The sequence below is a fragment of the Coleofasciculus sp. G1-WW12-02 genome (assembly GCF_040219735.1).
GTDB lineage: Bacteria > Cyanobacteriota > Cyanobacteriia > Cyanobacteriales > Coleofasciculaceae > Coleofasciculus.
Genome location: NZ_JAVJRX010000184.1, coordinates 45,029 through 63,277, shown reverse-complemented (window position 1 = coordinate 63,277; position 18,249 = coordinate 45,029). Strand labels below are relative to the sequence as shown.

The window sequence follows — 18,249 nt, the reverse complement described above, 5'->3', positions numbered from 1 at the left end:
AGACGTAAATGCAACCCCCTAACGCCCTAGAGCCTCAGGCGAAAGAATAAAGCAATAGACCTTTTGGCTCTCAATCATTCCATTCGCCTCGTGGCGGTACTGGTGGATTTCGTCTCAAAGTGCGGGTTAGCTCATCGTCCCGATCGCGCTCTCCTCTTAGCCACTGACGAATGGCTGTTTCTATCACCTTAGACGGATCGTTGGTTAAGTGTTTGATTTGGTCTAACAGTTGAGCATCCATAAGGATAGATATTTCTTCTTTGTCCGTTGAATGCTCTCTTCGGACGGCATGATCATTCATGTTCAGCGCTTTTATGTTCCCCTACATTCATTTTACGACAACTTGCTCTGTTGCCACCTAGAATTGGTGACTCGCTCCGTCCGAAAAAGTTCTCTGGAGTTAGAGTATCAGGAGTATTATCCCCATTTTGGGCAGAAACATTACAATACATTAAGAGCCATCCATTGCCTGTTGCCGATTTTTTTGTCACCCGATAATCTCTATGACTGATGTTCCTGTCTCTCGCATTCGCAATTTTTCCATCATTGCCCATATTGATCATGGTAAATCCACTTTAGCCGATCGCCTCTTACAGACAACAGGTACAGTGAGCGATCGCCAAATGAAGGAACAGTTCCTGGACAACATGGAATTGGAACGGGAGCGCGGGATTACCATTAAACTCCAAGCTGCTCGCATGAACTATCGGGCGCAAGATGGTGAGCAGTACGTTCTCAATTTAATTGACACCCCGGGACATGTAGATTTCTCTTATGAGGTTTCGCGATCGCTTGTCGCCTGCGAGGGCGCATTGCTCGTGGTAGACGCCTCCCAGGGCGTTGAAGCTCAAACTCTGGCAAATGTTTATTTAGCCTTAGAGCATGACCTAGAAATTATTCCCGTTCTTAATAAAATAGACCTCCCTGGTGCTGAACCGGAACGAGTGATCTCAGAGATCGAAGAGATCATCGGTCTCGATTGTAGCGGAGCCATCCTGGCATCGGCAAAGGAGGGGATTGGTATCAATGAGATTTTAGAATCCATCGTGCATCTGGTTCCTCCTCCCCAGGATACGATGCACCAGCCCCTGCGAGCCTTGATTTTTGATAGCTACTATGACTCCTACCGAGGCGTCATTGTCTATTTCCGGGTAATGGATGGTACAGTCAAAACCGGGGATAAAGTTCGCCTGATGGCATCCAAACAAGAATACGAAATTGATGAACTGGGCGTGCTATCACCGACTCAAATCCAGGTTGATCAACTGCACGCCGGAGAAGTAGGATACATAGCGGCGGCGATTAAAACGGTAGAAGATGCCCGTGTCGGCGATACAATTACCCTAGCGGCAGAACCCGCCGATAGCGCCTTACCCGGTTACAAGGAAGCTAAACCCATGGTGTTCTGTGGTTTATTCCCCACCGACGCCGATCAGTACGAAGATTTACGAGAAGCCCTCAATCGTCTCAAGCTCAATGATTCTGCCCTAAATTATGAACCGGAAACCTCTAGCGCCATGGGGTTTGGTTTCCGCTGTGGTTTCTTGGGCTTATTGCACATGGAAATTGTCCAGGAGCGATTAGAACGGGAATATGATTTAGATTTAATCATTACCGCTCCGTCTGTAGTCTATCGAGTGACGACGATGGATGGGGAGGTTCGGGAAATTGACAACCCCAGCTTACTCCCTCCACCCCAGCAGCGGGAAAAAATTGAAGAACCATACTGTCGCATCGAGATGATTACCCCAGAAACCTATGTGGGTACACTGATGGAACTTTGCCAAACTCGGCGGGGTGAGTTTAAAGATATGCGGTATTTAACCCAAGGGCGAACCACCTTGGTGTATGAATTGCCTCTGGCGGAAGTTGTCACCGACTTTTTCGATCAACTCAAGTCGCGATCGCGCGGCTATGCCAGTATGGAATATCACCTCATTGGGTATCGAGAAAACACTCTCGTCCGCCTCGATGTGTTAATTAATGGTGATCCAGTTGATTCCCTGGCAATGATTGTCCACCGTGATAAAGCGTACAACGTTGGTCGGGCGTTAGTCGAAAAACTCAGGGAACTGATTCCCCGTCACCAATTCAAAATTCCCCTGCAAGCCTCGATTGGTAGTCGTGTGATTGCTAGTGAACATATTCCAGCACTGCGGAAAGACGTACTCGCTAAATGTTACGGCGGGGATATTAGCCGCAAGAAAAAACTACTGCAGAAGCAAGCTAAGGGGAAAAAGCGGATGAAATCTTTAGGTACAGTTGATGTGCCTCAAGAAGCATTTATGGCAGTATTGCGTCTTGACCCTCAGTAGGGAGAAATGTAGAGACGTGCCATGGCACTATGGCGAGCTGGGGAAGCCGGGGATGTAGGGGCGGGTTTTACAGATAACTTATGGCAACAACTGATAAATTAAATAAACCCGCCCTTCTAGGGAGAATTTACGCATAGCCTCTATCTGTAGGGTGCGTTAGCCAAGCGTAACGCACCATTGGCACTATATATGCTGGATCGGCGTAAGTTCTGATTAAATTAGAGCTGATCCGAGCAGTATTGATAAGCTGTAACGCATTTAATTTGATAAGGCAATCTAAGCTAGCAAAGGGTTTCAGGAGCTAAATTATTGGATTTAGCTGCATAGCAGCTTATCCATCTTAATAGCGATCACGTCCTTATTCCCTGCTATCTGCCATCTGCCTTCTGCCTTTCTTCAGTCAAGGGCTGACAAAAGCCGAGCTGAAGGATTAAATTGGATGGTTGAGGGTGCATCAAGATAAAGATGAGCAAAACTCTACACTATCCCCACGTTTAAGCCAAACCCATGTCAACCAAATTTAAGTATCTAACCGCTTCAGTTCAATGCTTAAGTGCAGCTTTTTTAGTCACAATGCTGAATAGTTGCGCTCAGACTGCTTCAAATGAAATAGAGTCCTCTTCTGCCTTAACCAATTCCACAGAAACTCGTCAAGATGCAACCTCTAACGCTGATGTTACCCCCCTTTGGTCGAACGACTTTGAAGCAACGGATTGGCAGAAATCTTGGAATTTTAAAACTGAGAAACAGTGGGGTTTAGAAAATAGTGAAGTGATCAAAGACCCCGACGGCAGATTTGAGATGGTGCTGCGGGTGAACTATCCGGCGGGTTCGGCTAGTCCTACGGTTTCTCGAAAAAATGACGCTCCCTTGGGAGGTACGCAGTTTTATGCGGATTTAGGTTTACCCGCTAAAGATTCTCTGCGCTTGAGTTATTATGTTCGTTTTTCCGACGACTTTGACTTTGTTAAGGGGGGGAAATTGCCGGGACTTTACGGGGGTGATGGTGCTAGTGGCGGGAAAACACCTGATGGAACCGATGGGTTTTCGACGCGCTTCATGTGGAGACGCAATGGAGATGGGGAACTGTATGCCTATTTACCCACAAGTGACGAATACGGCACATCAATTGGTCGGGGGAATTGGCAATTTATTCCCGGAACTTGGCATCATATTGAGCAGGAGGTTGTCCTCAATGAACCGGGTCAAGCCAATGGTCGGGTTAAAGTTTGGTTGGATGGAAACATGGTTCTCGATGAACAAGGATTGACCTTCCGCAGCGTTGAAGAGCTCAAAATTGATGGCATATTCTTTTCCACCTTTTTTGGCGGTGGTGATCCCTCTTGGGCAACTCCAAAAGATGTGTATGTCGATTTTGCTGATTTCTCAGTCTCCGAGGTGAGCGAGTAGCACAAGAGTGAACTCTCCTTGGGTTTAAACCCAAGGAAACAAAAGCGCAAGTCCGAATCAAGCTGACTAAAAATGATGCAATTTATCAGTCTTAATCAATCTTAAACTTATCGCGATTGTTTTGTGAAGTTATCGTACATTTTCTGGAAAAATGTTTTACTCCAAAATAAAAAAAGTTACGATTGAATCAAGGAGTATGTTACCCACAGTTTATGAATAAAAAATAAACTCAATGCCTGAATTTACTGTAGCTATTCGCACTTACAATCGTGAAAATTACTTGCCAGCCCTGTTGGAAAGACTGCGATCACAGCGCGACACAGAAAATATAAATTGGGATATTATTATCGTCGATAATAACAGTACAGACAATACAGCAAAGATTATCCAAGACTATCAATGCAACTGGGCTGAAGCATTTCCGCTCAAATACTTTTTTGAATCCCAGCCAGGAGCCTATTATGCAAGGCAACGCGCCATTCAAGAAGCTCAATCTCCTCTGATTGGCTTTCTAGACGACGATAATTTACCTGCATTAGACTGGGTAGCGAAAGCTTACTTATTTGCTCAGTCTCATCCCCAAGCTGGTGCTTACGGCAGTCAAATTCATGGAACGTTTGAAGTTCCTCCACCGGAAAACTTTGAACGCATTGCCGGCTTTTTACCTATCGTTGAACGCCAACAAACCATTTGTTTCAACACCTACAGAGCCAAGGGAGTATTACCCCCCGGTGCCGGATTAGTCATTCGCCAACAGGCTTGGTTAGACTGCATCCCCAAATATTTGATTTTACAAGGACCAGTTGGTCAATCCTTAGCCGCAAAAGGTGAAGATATAGAAGCCCTTATCTACATACAAAAAGCTGGCTGGGAAATTTGGTATAACTCGGAAATGCACATTGATCATTACATTCCCAAAACCCGCTTAGAAAAGCAATACTTACAGCAGTTTTTTCAGGGAATCGGCAGGGGTCGCCATCATACTCGTATGCTACGATATAAACGATGGCAACGTCCCTTTATGTTTTTCTTGTATCTGATTAACGATTTTCGTCGCCTCGCGATTCATTGGTTAAAATACCGCCGAGTTATGACGACTGATATCGTAGCTGCGAGTGAAATGTCATTGCTAGTTAATAGTTTAGCAAGTCCTTTCTATTTTAGAAGACGTTAGTTTAAAAAATGAAATTAGTTATTTGTTTATTAATTTTATGAACCAATCAACTCCCAAACATTCCCAAGAAAATCTAAAAGTAGGTGTAATTGCTAACGAATTTTTCGATCTATCTGTCAGTCGCATGGGCGGATTTGGCTGGGCGACACGGCAAGTGGCTAACTGCTTTAACGCTAACCCCAACTTAGGCGTGGATGTTGTCTTTATTGCGGGTGAATCCTACGCTCAATCGGGTCAACCCGATCCCCGAATTCATCAAACACCGCTGATCCTGCGTCAGCCTGATAAATGGGCTTATGTTCGTCGCATTTGGAGTGAAAAATTTGACTTAATCCTATCGATTGACTACCGCCCGAACTATCGCCCTTTATTTTGGCTTCTACCGCGCACACCTATCGTTCTTTGGGTACGTGATCCGCGTCCGCCAGAAGATGTCGAAAAAATTAATACAGTACGCATTCCGGGGCAAGAAAATATGTTGCCTTTAGGACTGAAATGCTTTGACTGTACATCCTTTGCTGGAGTCGTTAACCAATCAAAATGGATGGGACGTCGGATTTTCTTTGCCACTCCTGCACCTTTTCTCAAAGATAAAGTTCTAGGAACTTACGGAGTACAACCGCCAGAGGTTTATTTTTTGCCCAATATTATTGATCTAGAACCCGGAGAGATTGTCAAAAGTGAAAAACCAAGCGTCATTTTTTTAGCCCGTCTTGACCCCTATAAACGCCCTTGGCTTTTTGCAGAATTAGCCCGCCATTTTCCGGATGTAGAGTTTATCTTTATGGGGCAACCTCATTTTCAAGGCAAGGGGGCTTGGCAACCCGATAACTTACCTGATAATGTGAAACTAATGGGTCATGTTCAAGGAGAGGAAAAAATTCGCCTTCTGGCTTCAGCCTGGGTTTTAGTTAACACCTCTATTCATGAAGGATTAGCTGTCAGCTTCCAAGAAGCACTCAAATGTGAAACTCCGTTGTTAAGTTGTGTTAATCCTCAAGATGTCGTGTCTCGGTTCGGGATTTATGTGGGGCGTTGGGATGGGAGTGGGATGGACAGTATTCCTCAATTTATTGACGGTTTGACTCGCTTGATAAAGGATCGAGAGTTACGAACTCGTTTAGGCAAAGAAGGTAGAGAATGGGTTCTAGCCAACCATAATCAATCTCAGTTTTTAGCCGCATTCTACGATTTGTGTAAACGAGCCAGAATTGGTCAAACCAAAATTAATACACTTTTAGGTAAATAAATAAGATAATCTCATCAGCAAAACCCCAAATATATGACATTGCCTAATTTTTTAATTATCGGTGCAGCAAAAGCGGGAACAACATCCTTGAATAACTATCTTGACGAGCATCCACAAATATATATGAGTCCTCGTAAAGAACTGAATTTTTTTGCCCTTGAAGGAGAACGCCAAGACGATTATTGTGGTAATTTTCATGGAGATAGTGATACGCCTAATTTTATTACTAATCTTGAAGCCTATTGTCGTTTCTTTGAAAAGGTTTCTAACCAAGTAGCAATTGGTGAAGCATCACCCCTTTATTTGCTAAGTCCAAAAGCACCGGATACCATAAAGCACTATATTCCTGATGTCAAGCTGCTCGCAATCCTGCGCGATCCGGTTGAACGAGCCTACTCTGACTTTTTATTTAATTTGAGTAGAGGCGCTGAACCAATTGCTGATTTTTCCCAAGCAATCGCAGCCGAATCCGAGCGAATTTGTCAGAACTATTGGTTTCGTTGGCATTATAAACAAAGAGGGTTTTATTATTCTCAGTTGAAGCGCTATTTCGACAAATTTGCCAGCAACCAAATTAAAGTCTATCTTTATGAAGATTTTCAAGCGGACTCTTTTTCTGTATTAAACGATATCTTTGTTTTTTTGGGTGTAGACGATAATTTTTGTCCGAATATTTCGCAAAAATACAATGTTACTTCTATCCCTAAAAATAGAACGCTTAATAAGTTTTTCGATCCTCGGAACCCAACCAGTACATTTTTGCGTAAATTTGTTTCACCTGAATTACGTAAGTCGGTAAAATCCAGATTATTAAACCTTAACCGCCGTCCCAAGCCACCCCTGCTTCCAGAGGTTCGTAAACAACTGATAGAAGAGTATCGAGAAGACATATTGAAGCTTCAAGAGCTTCTTGATAAAGATTTAACAAGCTGGTTAACCGTTTGAGGTAAAAGTAATGCATCATCCCTTGGTTTCTGTGGTAATTTCAACTTATAATCGGCTGGAATTTCTCAAAGAAGCTGTCGCTAGCGTTGAAGCCCAAGACTTTAAAAATTGGGAACTTCTGATTGTCGATGATGCTTCTGAAGACGAAACTTGGACGTGGCTAACCAACATAAATAAACCTAATATTAGGATATTTAAGCAACCCGAAAATTCCGAACGTTCGGCAGCACGGAACCGAGGGTTAAAAGAGGCTAGAGGAGAGTTGATCATGTTTCTTGATGATGACGATTTACTGCGTCAAAATGCTTTAGCTAATTTAGCCAAACCTTTGGTAAAAAATAAAAATATTGTCGCTTCAGTGGGCGCGAGATGGAAGTTTAAAGTGGGTGATTATGCCCTAAAAATAGAACATCCCATAGTTTATGTAGAGAAATTCATTTGGTCGGAATTGCTGGCGGGTTGGTCTTCGATTTCGGGTCAGAATTTATACCGAACAAAAATTATTAGAGAAGTGGGCGGTTATCGACCCGATCTGATAATCTGTGAGGATAGGCAACTCTGGCTGAAAGTGGCTAAATTGGGTAAAGTTGCTCTTATTCCAGATATTGTACTAGATTACCGTGTTCACGGTAGACAGTGGCGACCGAAAAATATAGAAGAACTTAGAGAAAAAGTGTTTCAGGAGTTTATTGATAGCCTTCCGGCTACAGAGCAACCCAAGGGAAACCGGATTCGAGAAAGCGCTCGTTTGTCGCAAAGCGCGGAAAATGAGTATAGAAAGGGGAACTATAGAACGGCTTGGGAGAGTTATCTGAAAGCGTCTAACGTTGCACCCGAACTGGTTTTCTCTCCGTTGACTGGTCTTCCGTTAATTCGCGGTCTAGCTAAGTCAATTCTGCGTCCTCTGCTGCCTAAATAAGCTAAATTATTATTAATGAAAAAAATAGTTCTTATTTACCGCGACCAACTGTTACCTTATTCAGAAACGTTTATTCCGGCTCAAGTTGAAAGTTTTAGGTCTTATCAAGGGTTCTACGTCGGGTCTTCCTATCTTCATAGTGCTAAATCTATGATACCAAAGGAAAACTGCTTGGTTTTGGATGATGAAAAACCTTTGCCCGGTTTGTGGAAGACAGCGTATAAATTAGCTGGCGTACTTCATCCGAATTGGCTGAAGCGAATCAAAAATTTATCACCTAGCTTGATTCACGCTCATTTTGGCTTGGATGGCGTTTTAGCATTACCTTTAGCTCGGAAGTTAGGTGTTCCGCTAGTTGTTACATTCCACGGCTATTATGCAACAGCGGAAATCGAAGTAAGCGGAAAAACGTGGTATGACTATGGGGAAGATTTTGTCAAGCGGCGGGGTCAGTTTTTTCGGGAGTTTTATGGGAGAAGGCGCAAGACCCTTTTTCGGGAAGCCGATTGTTTGATTGCGGTTTCCCAGTTTATCCGTTCTCAACTGATAGAAAAAGGATGTCCAGCGGAAAAGGTGAAAGTTGGTTATATTGGCATTGATGTCGATAAATTCACGCCGGATACCCAGGTTCAGCGAGAATCAACGGTTTTATTTGTGGGGCGTTTGGTTGAGAAAAAGGGGTGCGACTATTTAATTCGGGCAATGGCTGAGGTGCAAAAAATTAGACCCGATGTCGAGTTAGTGATGATTGGCGATGGTTCTCTGCGTCAGAGTTTAGAAACGTTAGCGAAAAAGGGATTAAGTCGCTACCGTTTTCTGGGAGTACAAGCACCAGAAACGGTTAAAATGTGGATGAATTGTGCTTCTGTACTCTGTGCGCCAAGTATCACAACTGATCGGGGAGAGACAGAGGGGCTGCCGATAGTTATCTTAGAAGCCATGGCGATGGGATTACCTGTGGTGAGTTCTAGGAGTGCGGGGATTCCTGAAGCTGTGGTGGATGGCGAAACAGGGTTTCTGGTTCGAGAAAGGGATTGGGAAAATCTGGCAAAATCTATCTTGACTCTGGTGCAGGATACACAGATGAGGGAAGCGTTTGCGATCGCGGCACGTCAGCGCGTAGAGCAACGATTTAGTTTGCAGCAGAATACGGCTTGCCTGGAAGAGGTATATACTAGTATCTTGGGTTAATTAGGTAGCGGTCAAAACTATATCTGGTATCTCAGGGCGCAAGCCTTCATCCGTGTCAACTTAAGCCACAACCCCTGTCCATCCTAATTTTCAGCTACGGTGTCCCTGCTTCCCCATCCCACACATTTAAGCTCAACCCATGTCAATCCAATTTAAGCATTAAGTTCCTTGACCAGTAGAGTAAGCTAGGAAAAAGAGTCAAGTTCTGCCAGAAAGACTATCCCATGAGCATTCCAGTTGAATTTCTAGCTACAGCTCCACCCCTACGATGGGACGAAGCCGGGGGTATCCGTATTGGTCAAAGCCGAGTTACCCTTGACAGCTTACTTGCCGCCTACCACACTGGCTCCACTCCTGAAGAGATTGCTCTCCAGTACGATGTGCTTCACCTGTCAGAGATTTACACGGCTATCACTTACTACCTTACCCATCGCCAGCAAATTGATAACTACTTAGAACAACGTCGCCAAAAAGCTCAACAACACAGACAAAAACTGGCTCAAAACTATAACTTGGTTAATCTGAGGCAACGTCTCCTTACTCGCCATTAATACCCAATGAGTTGATATCAAGTGCGTCTTTTGACTGACGCAGGACTTACGCAGCTACACCACATATCGTGGCAAAGGTGCGTTACGCTACGCTAACACACCCTACACATAGAGGTTTTGCGTAAGTCCAATGACGAAAACTTTAACGGAGCCATATTGCGTTGGCTGGTCAGACGATTGCCCGGACTTGATGTAGCCAGCCTGAAGAATACGAAAATCAGATTCTTTTTATTCCTTTTTCTTGAAAGCTGTCTCTGGCAACACATACTCGACAGTTACATCCTCCGTATGACGCATGATTAAAGCCCGATTGCTACTGTTAGCTAAATCAAGGTTTCTCAGCGAAGACTCTACTACATTTTCCAAAAGGATACTGCCAACAGCAGATATATTTTCCGTTGAGTTGGGTAATTTTTTACGAAGTGTAAATCCACTTAAATGTATATCCTGAATCCGATTCTGACGAGAATCCACTTTTTCGATTAGGGGTCGCATGACTAGAACGGCTTCTGTATCAGCTTGACTGATATGCGCTTGTAAAATCGTTCGCCGTATCCCTTGCCCTTTAATAATCGTATGACTACGATTAATTTCGATGGGATGAAACAAATCAATTTCACCAATGGGTAAATTAATCTGAACTGAGTCTTCCCCAGAAAGACGATTAATTAACGCCTGGAGTGATTTGGCATCATCTTGACCATCATTGGGAATAATCCCATGATCTATCGCTTCAATAATTTGAGGGGGAACCGATTGACTCATCGCCCAGGTACTGTTTGACCATAAACCTGCCACATCTTGCAAGGGAGTGAGAAGGCTGGCAAACCAACATAAAATAATCACAAAACCAAATAACTGGGAAACATAAAGAAAACGAGACACACTTACTTTAACCAACCGTTCCCAACCCGATCCGGCGGCGGAGATACTTTGATTTCCTCGGTTTGACCACTTTTGTTGAGCAAGGTTCATCTGAGTCCAGATTTTGATAATACAGGAACTCCACTGGGCAATTAAAAAGACGGGTAAATGAATCGGTTTAAGTCGAGATTGTCGCCCCCAGAAAATGATGGTTAAAATGATCGGTCGAGTACAAAGAATCCAACAGAGAATCAGTCCAGCGGCTAACCAATACCCTTGAACTAAACAAATCGATAACGAACCGGGGGTGATTAGAGTCGTCCAGTAACTAATCCGTTGATCCAGGAGACAGTACCACATGAACCATCCCGCCTTACCCGGACCCAATCCGATCGCGCGATCGCTGTTCCGCAACATATTCCCATACCAGCGGCGCATATTCTGGTAAGCGCGATCGAGTAATGACCCATAAATCGTCTCAATGGAATAGACAATCACATCGGGGATATAAAGCATGTCATAACCCCGGCGCAGTAACCAATACCAGGTGGTTTTATCATCGCCGGAGAGGAATTTAAACTGTCCCCACAACCAATCATCCAACGTATCCAGTTCTAACTGATCCGCAAATGTGGGATGAAGCGCAGCCTCCACCCGAAATAGGGAAAAGCGTCCCGTCAAACACATCACTTTTTGCGACAGGGACACAGAACACATTTGATAATGACGCTGGGATAGGCGTAAATGGAACCATTCAGAAAACAGATACGATCCCTCAACAATTGGTAATTCATCCGTTGTCAGCGCCCCCATTTTGGGAAATAGGCGAAAAAATGGCAAGCAGCGACGTAAGGTTCCAGGTGTTAGTTCAGAATCGCCATCCATTAAACCAACAACGGCATTTTGGGGTAGATTTAAACGCGCTAATTCTCGTAATCCATCCGCCATGGCTTTGCGCTTTCCTTCCCCCGTCTGCACCATTTGGATCAGGCGAATACAACTAAGTTCAGGATCAACGGATTTAAGTACCTTTAAGATGGCAGCATTTTCGTCATCACTGCTACTGGTAACTAGCAGCGTCAGGGGATAAGAGAGGCTTTGGGCTTCTTGGGCGATTACCCGGAAAACTCGTTCCGTGATCCAAGGTTTTTCCTTATAGGTTGGGACTAATAAGCAAACAGGAGGTAACTTATCCAGGGGGATGCGATCGGCTTGTTTGCGCCACCGGGGAAAAACCCAGTGTAGGTAAATCCGAGAACGAATCACTTGCAGCGCCCACCATGACCATCGCCAAATGCCGATCAGCCCCATACTAATTAAACCGGATATGCCTAATAGGTCTAATTGTTCTGGGTTACGCAGCAGGTAGAAGCCAATAAAACCGAAGGCGGAAAGACACAGAAGGGCTAACCCGTTGAGATAGGACGAGATGTTTTGCCAACGAAATAGTCGAGTCATAGAGTTTTTGGATGTAGAGACGTGCCATGGCACGTCTTTAATGGTGTGTAGGGGCGGGTTTCACTACTATCATTTGTCACCTCACCTAGATGTAACTAAACCCGCCCTGACCGAGTGAGATTACGGTTATCATGTTTTACCTCACAAAAGATGTAACTAAACCAAGACTTACGCAGCCACACCATAAGTAGTCGGACAAAAGAAAACGGTACTGTATTAAGTTTGGCAAATCGTCCTCAAACCCTTACTGTTCCCTGTTCCCTGTTCCCTGTTCCCTAATCTCAACCGTTAACTTTAATTGTGTCCACCCACTTATATATTGGTTAAGGTGCGTTACGCTACGCTAACACACCCTACCTATAGAACCTTTGCGTAAGTCCTATAAACCAGCCATAACTGCCTGCAATCAAGGGAATACAGACAAAAAAAATTGAGATATAAATCCCAATTCAACGATTACCAAAAAGTTTCTTCGGAAACGTCAGCCTCGCTGCTTGTCCCAATCCACAGAACTGTTGGGAATTCTTATGTTGCGGCGGCGGTGGAATCCGTACTGTAATTCGGGTTAACGGTTGTCCCACTAATTTAGGCGGAATCGCAGGCTGTAGGGCTTGAACCTGGGTCAACTTATTAAGCTGCTGCATATTACTAATCGGCTGAATCAGGTCAATTTCACCCTTGACTGTTTGGGCATAACCTGCTAATCCTACAGTCACAGGTTTATCGGTATTGATTGAACTGGCTTGTTCAGCACTAACTACGGTTTCTACCCACAGGTTATTGCAATCAAGCAACGTAACAATTGGTTCTAACTGATTAACCTGTTCGCCTTGTTCTCGTTCCGTAGTGTAGACAACACCCGCAAAGGGGGCTGACACGTTTTGCACTTTACGTTCGCTTTGCAGTTGTTTGAGATCGTTGACCAGAGAAGGAGCATTTTTTTGGAGAGACTGGCTGTTATTTAGCTGCTGCTTGAGTTTAGCCAATTGCGCTTCCATCGTATTTACCACAACGGATTGCTGTTGAATCGTCTGCTGTAAAGTAATCCGTTGATCGGACAGAACCCCGCCCATAATATTATTGCGATTACTGCGAGCAATACCCGCTTGGGCAGCATTGACTGCCTTTTGCGTCCCATCCAGGACAGATTGGGCTTGCTTGACTTCCGCTTGTGCGGATTGCCAGACTAAGCGCAACTGATCGGTTTCCTGTGCGGATACACCTCCTGCTTCTAATAGGGTTTGATACCGTTGATAATCTAATCGGGCGGCTTCAGCTTTTGCCTGTGCCGCTTGAACCACAGCTTGCTGTTCCTTAATCGAGTCTAAGCCCAGTTCTACATCCACTTGTCGCACGGCTTGGTCTCGACGTTCAAGTTGCTGTAACTGCGTTTTCAGTAATCCTAGGGACTGTTTCGCCGATGCTAGCTGAGTGGCATTCACCTGAATTTGCCCTTGTAATTCGAGACTTTCAAGCTGATTGCGGATTTGTTCTTGTTCTTGGGCGCGTTCTAGGCGGAGTAGGGCTTCTTGTTCTTGGGGACTAGGTTCTTGACTAATCCGGGCGAGAAGTTGTCCTGATTTCACAACCACTCCTGGCTGGGCGTAAAATGCTTGAATATTACCCGTGGTTGGCGCTTGTAACCGCACAATTCGCCCGTTAATCGTGCTACCGTCTACAACTAAGTGACTGAGGCGATAGCCAATGGAGGCAATCCCCACACCGACTGCCCCTAATCCCAGCACCACAAACCCCGTTCCCACCAGGAAACGCCAGGATTGAGTGGGTTTTTGGACTTCCGCCGTGGGTGAATCCTGTTCCTCCTCTGGGCGAACTAATTCCGTCCAATCGGGTGATGGACTAGGGGTTTTAAGATGGTGTCCTTGAACTAAATCAATCCCGACTTCTTTCACCAGTGAGAGGGTAACCGCATCGCTGACAAATTTAGCCGCCACCTGACTCAGCGCCTGAATGCCTTCGAGAATGGCTTTGGTTAAGACACGACTACTCGGTTCTGTTTTTAGCCGTTGGATGAGTTGACCATCAACTTTAACCAGATCAACCGCCAGTTGTTGACATTGAAACAGGGTTAATTCGCGACTGGCAAAGTTATCCAGAACGATCGCACAACCGAGACTTTTGAGTTCGCGGACAAATGCCCGAATTGTGGGAAAATCTTTGGCGATGGTTGATTCGGTTAGCTCAAAACTCAGTTGCTTCGGGTCAACTCCTGACTGATCCAGAAGTGTTTCAATATATTCGATCAGTTCAAAGTTATTTAATCCCTCTCCCGAAAGATTAATCGACAGGCATCGATCCGGCTGTTCCGCTAAGAGTTCTATTGCCTTGCGAATGACGGCGCGATCAGCTTTTTGCAGTTGTCCGGTATCCGACAACGTGGGTAAGAATTCCTGGGGTAAGTGCAGATTTCCGGCTTCGTCTCGCCAACGCAGAAGTATTTCATTGTGTAATACAGCACCCGTCGCCGTTTGATAAACGGGCTGAAACCACAGTTCTAATTTCCCGGTACTGAAGGTATCCATTTGAGCGAGGACAGACTCTGGCGAGTGTAAGGTCTCTAGCAGCATAAATTAAGTTCAAGCAGGTGGATACAACTTAAGCACCGAAATTAATGTCTCTGACGCAAAAACTGCCAGAGAACTCCCCTCAGAAACGTCCCAGCAACGTTGTGCCAGGTTACAGCCTCACTTCGAGCCGTGAGGATCGATCGACAACCTTTGAGCCAAAATAAATTGGGCAGTTTTGTCAGTTAATCAGGTCAAACTTTTGAGGTATGGCAAGTCAACGATCAAATCATGCACCCTAAACCGCGTTCGCTTGCCTAAAATCTAGTTGTGTTAAGAAAGTTCAACCAATATCATAACCACAGGCAAAAGCGATTGTCAGGGTTTGGGCGTTTAATTTGTCTCAATTTCACGTTCTGAAAGGAATGAAGCGATTTTAAGGATGGCGATGACTTGCCAATGTGGGTTTAAATGTAACATGGTAGAGCTGAATCAATTTACTCAAAGTAGCCCACAAGGTCGTTCTATCCTGAAAAACCTATGAGAATTCTAGTTACAGGTGGTGCTGGTTTTATTGGCTCCCATCTCATTGATCGGTTAATGGAAGCCGATCATGAAGTTCTCTGTTTAGATAACTTCTATACTGGCACCAAGCGCAATATAGTTAAATGGCTGGATAATCCCTACTTTGAGCTGATCCGCCACGATATTACGGAACCGATTCGACTAGAGGTTGACCAAATTTACCATCTGGCTTGTCCCGCTTCGCCGATACACTATCAGTACAATCCTGTCAAGACCATTAAAACCAATGTCATGGGAACCCTCTATATGTTGGGGTTAGCCAAGCGGGTGGGGGCAAGGTTTTTATTAGCCTCAACCTCAGAAGTGTATGGTGATCCGGAAGTCCATCCTCAAACGGAAGAATACCGAGGAAATGTTAATCCAATTGGACCTCGCAGTTGTTATGACGAAGGGAAGCGAGTGGCGGAAACTCTGGCGTTTGACTACCATCTCCAAAATGGTGTAGAAATTCGGGTGGCTCGGATTTTTAATACCTACGGATCTCGGATGCTGGAAAATGATGGGCGCGTCGTGAGTAATTTTATCGTGCAAGCTTTAAAGGGTGAACCCCTAACGGTGTATGGAAAGGGTTCACAAACTCGCAGTTTCTGTTATGTGTCGGATTTGGTTGAAGGATTAATTCGGTTGATGAATAATGATCATACCGGACCGATTAATCTGGGGAATCCGGATGAGTATACGATTTTACAACTGGCTCAAGCGGTTCAACAAATGGTCAATCCGGATACAGAAATTATATTTAAGGATCTACCGCAAGATGACCCGCAACGTCGCCGCCCCGATATTATCAAAGCCAAGACTTTACTGGGTTGGCAACCGACGATACCCTTACAGGAGGGGTTGAAAACAACTGTTGAGGATTTCCGCGATCGCTTAACGGCTGAAGGGTATTCCCTGGTTTCGAGCTAAGCGATTACAGTATTAAGTCAGGGGGCTTACCAGCAAACGAATCAATCAGCTAGATAGCCCTGATTCCTACCATCTACCAGAGAGGATCAGCTCATGCGCGTTTGTGTTATCGGTACTGGATATGTCGGCTTAGTAACCGGAGTTTGCTTAGCCCATATCGGACACCATGTTATCTGTGTGGATAACAATGAAGAAAAAGTCAAATTGATGAAATCAGGACAGTCACCAATCTATGAGCCGGGACTATCCGAACTGATGCAAGCTTGCAGTAAAGCTGGCAGTTTGGAGTTTACCTCAGATTTGGCAGGGGGTGTCGCTCATGGGGAAATTCTGTTTATTGCGGTGGGAACACCAGCCTTACCAAATGGTGAAAGTGATACTCGTTATGTGGAAGCGGTAGCCCGTGGTATTGGTACTCACCTCAATGGTGGATACAAGGTGATTGTGAATAAGTCAACAGTGCCCATTGGATCTGGGGATTGGGTACGAATGATTGTACTTGATGGTGTAGCCGATCATACGACGTCAGACTCGAGGGTTGAGTTTGACGTGGTGAGTAATCCAGAGTTTTTACGGGAAGGGTCAGCGATTTATGATACCTTTAACCCCGATCGCATCGTGTTGGGAAGCAATAGCGATCGCGCCATTGCCATGATGAAAGAACTCTACGCTCCTATCGTTGAGCGTCAACCTGCAGAAGATAACTCCCTACCGCCTGTCCCTGTGGTGGTGACGGATTTGAGTTCGGCGGAGATGGTAAAATATGCCTCCAATTCCTTTTTAGCCACGAAAATTAGCTTCATTAACGAAATCGCCAATATCTGCGATCGCGTGGGCGCGGATGTGACTCAAGTCGCCAAAGGGATTGGTTTAGATACTCGCATTGGTGGTAAATTCCTGCAAGCTGGGATTGGTTGGGGCGGTTCCTGTTTTCCTAAGGATGTCTCCGCGTTGATTCATACGGCTGATGACTATGGGTTCGATGCTCAGCTACTGAAAGCGGCGGTTAGTGTGAATGAGCGCCAGCGCTTAATTGCTGTGGAAAAACTCCAGCAAGAACTCAAAATCCTCAAAGGTAAAACGGTGGGACTTCTGGGATTGACCTTTAAGCCGGATACTGATGATATGCGAGATGCTCCAGCACTGATTCTGATTGAAAATCTCAATCGGTTGGGAGCAAAAGTCAAAGCCTATGACCCCATTATTTCCTCTAGTGGTATGAGTCACGGTTTATCCGGTGTGCAGGTGGAAGGTGATCCTGATCGCTTGGCTGATGGCTGTGACGCCTTGGTATTAGTCACCGACTGGGAACAATTCCAGACTCTGGATTATGGCAAGATGGCAAAGCTGATGCATAATGCTGTACTCATTGATGGTCGTAACTTTCTCGATCCTAAAGTGCTAGAAGGCGCAGGGTTCCGCTATGTCGGAATCGGGCGGTGAACTACCCCACACCGAACTCGGTTGATCGGGTTCGGTGTGGACTTTTGTACCAGTTGACAGCGAATAAATTCGCCGCGTCGGATTTCATCTCCGATTTGAAAAATACGGGGCTTCCATCCTCCCGCTCTTTATCTGTGAATTCACTCAGAATTAACTGAACTCTACTCCTTTGTGCCTCATATCTATTATCCTTTCACCAGCGAATATTTGGAATAGTGAATCAATACTTTAGCCCCAGGGGATTTGGGAGGTTTTGACGCGCTACACTCTGTACCCCCTTGGCAAATTTCTTGAATATGTTAAAACTGAGAAGTTAAGGCGTGGTTGTAGATTAATGCTCAATTGCAGCTCCAATGGCTTAAGGGTTCTGGAGCCTCTGTCAAACTACGCATTAAACTAGATATGGACTAACTCCTCTTGAGCGGATCTAAAAATTATTCAGGGGTGCAATTTTCGCTCTAAGAGCAAACAATCTGTGAAACTATGGTCTAGGAAAGGAGTACCCATTCTCTTAAGTCAAAGTATCTCCATCTGTCATCGTGTTGCACAAGCCAACACAGCTAGCTGATTAGACCTTTGATCAAAGGGGATTGACTGAGGCGCGATCGCTGTTTCGGTAACGAGCGAAGCCATAGTAACTCAACGGTTTCGGCAATCCATGCCTGTACCTTTGGGTAAACTTAGCTTAGGACGGATTTAGGCTTTGCCTTA

At 45.0% G+C, this 18,249-nt stretch carries 14 protein-coding genes; 11 read left to right on the top strand and 3 right to left on the bottom strand.

What is annotated here, in order from left to right:
* Nucleotides 1-70: 70 nt before the first annotated feature.
* The gene (locus RID09_RS28860) at nucleotides 71-301 is read right to left on the bottom strand and encodes a hypothetical protein (protein WP_446339352.1); all 231 of its coding nucleotides are present in this window, start codon (nucleotides 299-301) and stop codon (nucleotides 71-73) included.
* On the opposite strand from RID09_RS28860, the gene RID09_RS28855 reads away from it, so the two are divergent.
* The 9 genes from RID09_RS28855 to RID09_RS28815 all read left to right on the top strand — a co-directional run bounded on the left by RID09_RS28855 (nucleotide 290) and on the right by RID09_RS28815 (nucleotide 9,754).
* Nucleotides 290-511: a hypothetical protein gene (locus RID09_RS28855; RefSeq protein WP_446339402.1), complete on the top strand. Its 222-nt coding sequence runs from the start codon at nucleotides 290-292 to the stop codon at nucleotides 509-511. The two genes, RID09_RS28860 and RID09_RS28855, sit on opposite strands and share 12 nt — an antisense overlap.
* Nucleotides 504-2,315, top strand: a complete 1,812-nt coding sequence (lepA, locus tag RID09_RS28850) for a translation elongation factor 4 (RefSeq protein ID WP_446339351.1) — start codon at nucleotides 504-506, stop codon at nucleotides 2,313-2,315. The genes RID09_RS28855 and lepA overlap by 8 nt, the downstream gene beginning before the upstream one ends.
* Before the next feature lie 507 nt (nucleotides 2,316-2,822).
* Nucleotides 2,823-3,725 carry a polysaccharide lyase gene (locus tag RID09_RS28845; RefSeq protein ID WP_446339350.1) on the top strand — a complete coding sequence of 301 codons (903 nt, stop codon included), beginning with the start codon at nucleotides 2,823-2,825 and terminating at the stop codon, nucleotides 3,723-3,725.
* A gap of 232 nt (nucleotides 3,726-3,957) precedes the next feature.
* Nucleotides 3,958-4,899 carry a hormogonium polysaccharide biosynthesis glycosyltransferase HpsE gene (gene hpsE / locus RID09_RS28840; protein WP_446339349.1) on the top strand — a complete coding sequence of 314 codons (942 nt, stop codon included), beginning with the start codon at nucleotides 3,958-3,960 and terminating at the stop codon, nucleotides 4,897-4,899.
* A 37-nt stretch (nucleotides 4,900-4,936) separates the two neighbouring features.
* The gene (locus RID09_RS28835; RefSeq protein WP_446339348.1) at nucleotides 4,937-6,148 is read left to right on the top strand and encodes a glycosyltransferase family 4 protein; all 1,212 of its coding nucleotides are present in this window, start codon (nucleotides 4,937-4,939) and stop codon (nucleotides 6,146-6,148) included.
* 33 nt (nucleotides 6,149-6,181) lie between these two features.
* Nucleotides 6,182-7,093, top strand: coding sequence for a sulfotransferase family protein (locus tag RID09_RS28830; RefSeq protein WP_446339347.1), 912 nt, complete (start codon nucleotides 6,182-6,184; stop codon nucleotides 7,091-7,093).
* Between the two features lie 10 nt (nucleotides 7,094-7,103).
* A complete protein-coding gene (locus tag RID09_RS28825; protein ID WP_446339346.1) occupies nucleotides 7,104-8,012 on the top strand; it encodes a glycosyltransferase in 909 nt (302 codons plus the stop codon).
* Between the two features lie 15 nt (nucleotides 8,013-8,027).
* On the top strand, nucleotides 8,028-9,203 hold the full coding sequence (locus RID09_RS28820; protein ID WP_446339345.1) for a glycosyltransferase: 1,176 nt from the start codon (nucleotides 8,028-8,030) through the stop codon (nucleotides 9,201-9,203).
* A 224-nt stretch (nucleotides 9,204-9,427) separates the two neighbouring features.
* Entirely contained in the window at nucleotides 9,428-9,754 is a 327-nt protein-coding gene (locus tag RID09_RS28815) for a DUF433 domain-containing protein (RefSeq protein WP_446339344.1), read from the top strand.
* 228 nt (nucleotides 9,755-9,982) lie between these two features.
* Here the strand turns inward: RID09_RS28815 and RID09_RS28810 are convergent, their stop codons facing one another.
* Nucleotides 9,983-12,076, bottom strand: a complete 2,094-nt coding sequence (locus RID09_RS28810; protein ID WP_446339343.1) for a glycosyltransferase — start codon at nucleotides 12,074-12,076, stop codon at nucleotides 9,983-9,985.
* Between the two features lie 449 nt (nucleotides 12,077-12,525).
* Nucleotides 12,526-14,664 carry an EAL domain-containing protein gene (locus tag RID09_RS28805; protein WP_446339342.1) on the bottom strand — a complete coding sequence of 713 codons (2,139 nt, stop codon included), beginning with the start codon at nucleotides 14,662-14,664 and terminating at the stop codon, nucleotides 12,526-12,528.
* A 477-nt stretch (nucleotides 14,665-15,141) separates the two neighbouring features.
* Between RID09_RS28805 and RID09_RS28800 the strand changes: the two genes are divergently transcribed.
* Nucleotides 15,142-16,095 (top strand): UDP-glucuronic acid decarboxylase family protein, encoded by a 954-nt coding sequence (locus tag RID09_RS28800; protein WP_446339341.1) that lies wholly within the window; start codon nucleotides 15,142-15,144, stop codon nucleotides 16,093-16,095.
* Nucleotides 16,096-16,188: 93 nt separating this feature from the next.
* Nucleotides 16,189-17,538: a UDP-glucose dehydrogenase family protein gene (locus tag RID09_RS28795; RefSeq protein ID WP_446339340.1), complete on the top strand. Its 1,350-nt coding sequence runs from the start codon at nucleotides 16,189-16,191 to the stop codon at nucleotides 17,536-17,538.
* Nucleotides 17,539-18,249 lie beyond the last annotated feature (711 nt).

Excerpts from the sequence above, each read along its gene's own strand:
- RID09_RS28855 (WP_446339402.1), top strand. The coding sequence starts at position 290 with ATGATCATTCATGTTCAGCGCTTTTATGTTCCCCTACATTCATTTTAC.
- RID09_RS28860 (WP_446339352.1), bottom strand. The coding sequence starts at position 301 with ATGAATGATCATGCCGTCCGAAGAGAGCATTCAACGGACAAAGAAGAA.
- lepA (WP_446339351.1), top strand. The coding sequence starts at position 504 with ATGACTGATGTTCCTGTCTCTCGCATTCGCAATTTTTCCATCATTGCC.
- RID09_RS28845 (WP_446339350.1), top strand. The coding sequence starts at position 2,823 with ATGTCAACCAAATTTAAGTATCTAACCGCTTCAGTTCAATGCTTAAGT.
- hpsE (WP_446339349.1), top strand. The coding sequence starts at position 3,958 with ATGCCTGAATTTACTGTAGCTATTCGCACTTACAATCGTGAAAATTAC.
- RID09_RS28835 (WP_446339348.1), top strand. The coding sequence starts at position 4,937 with ATGAACCAATCAACTCCCAAACATTCCCAAGAAAATCTAAAAGTAGGT.
- RID09_RS28830 (WP_446339347.1), top strand. The coding sequence starts at position 6,182 with ATGACATTGCCTAATTTTTTAATTATCGGTGCAGCAAAAGCGGGAACA.
- RID09_RS28825 (WP_446339346.1), top strand. The coding sequence starts at position 7,104 with ATGCATCATCCCTTGGTTTCTGTGGTAATTTCAACTTATAATCGGCTG.
- RID09_RS28820 (WP_446339345.1), top strand. The coding sequence starts at position 8,028 with ATGAAAAAAATAGTTCTTATTTACCGCGACCAACTGTTACCTTATTCA.
- RID09_RS28815 (WP_446339344.1), top strand. The coding sequence starts at position 9,428 with ATGAGCATTCCAGTTGAATTTCTAGCTACAGCTCCACCCCTACGATGG.
- RID09_RS28810 (WP_446339343.1), bottom strand. The coding sequence starts at position 12,076 with ATGACTCGACTATTTCGTTGGCAAAACATCTCGTCCTATCTCAACGGG.
- RID09_RS28805 (WP_446339342.1), bottom strand. The coding sequence starts at position 14,664 with ATGCTGCTAGAGACCTTACACTCGCCAGAGTCTGTCCTCGCTCAAATG.
- RID09_RS28800 (WP_446339341.1), top strand. The coding sequence starts at position 15,142 with ATGAGAATTCTAGTTACAGGTGGTGCTGGTTTTATTGGCTCCCATCTC.
- RID09_RS28795 (WP_446339340.1), top strand. The coding sequence starts at position 16,189 with ATGCGCGTTTGTGTTATCGGTACTGGATATGTCGGCTTAGTAACCGGA.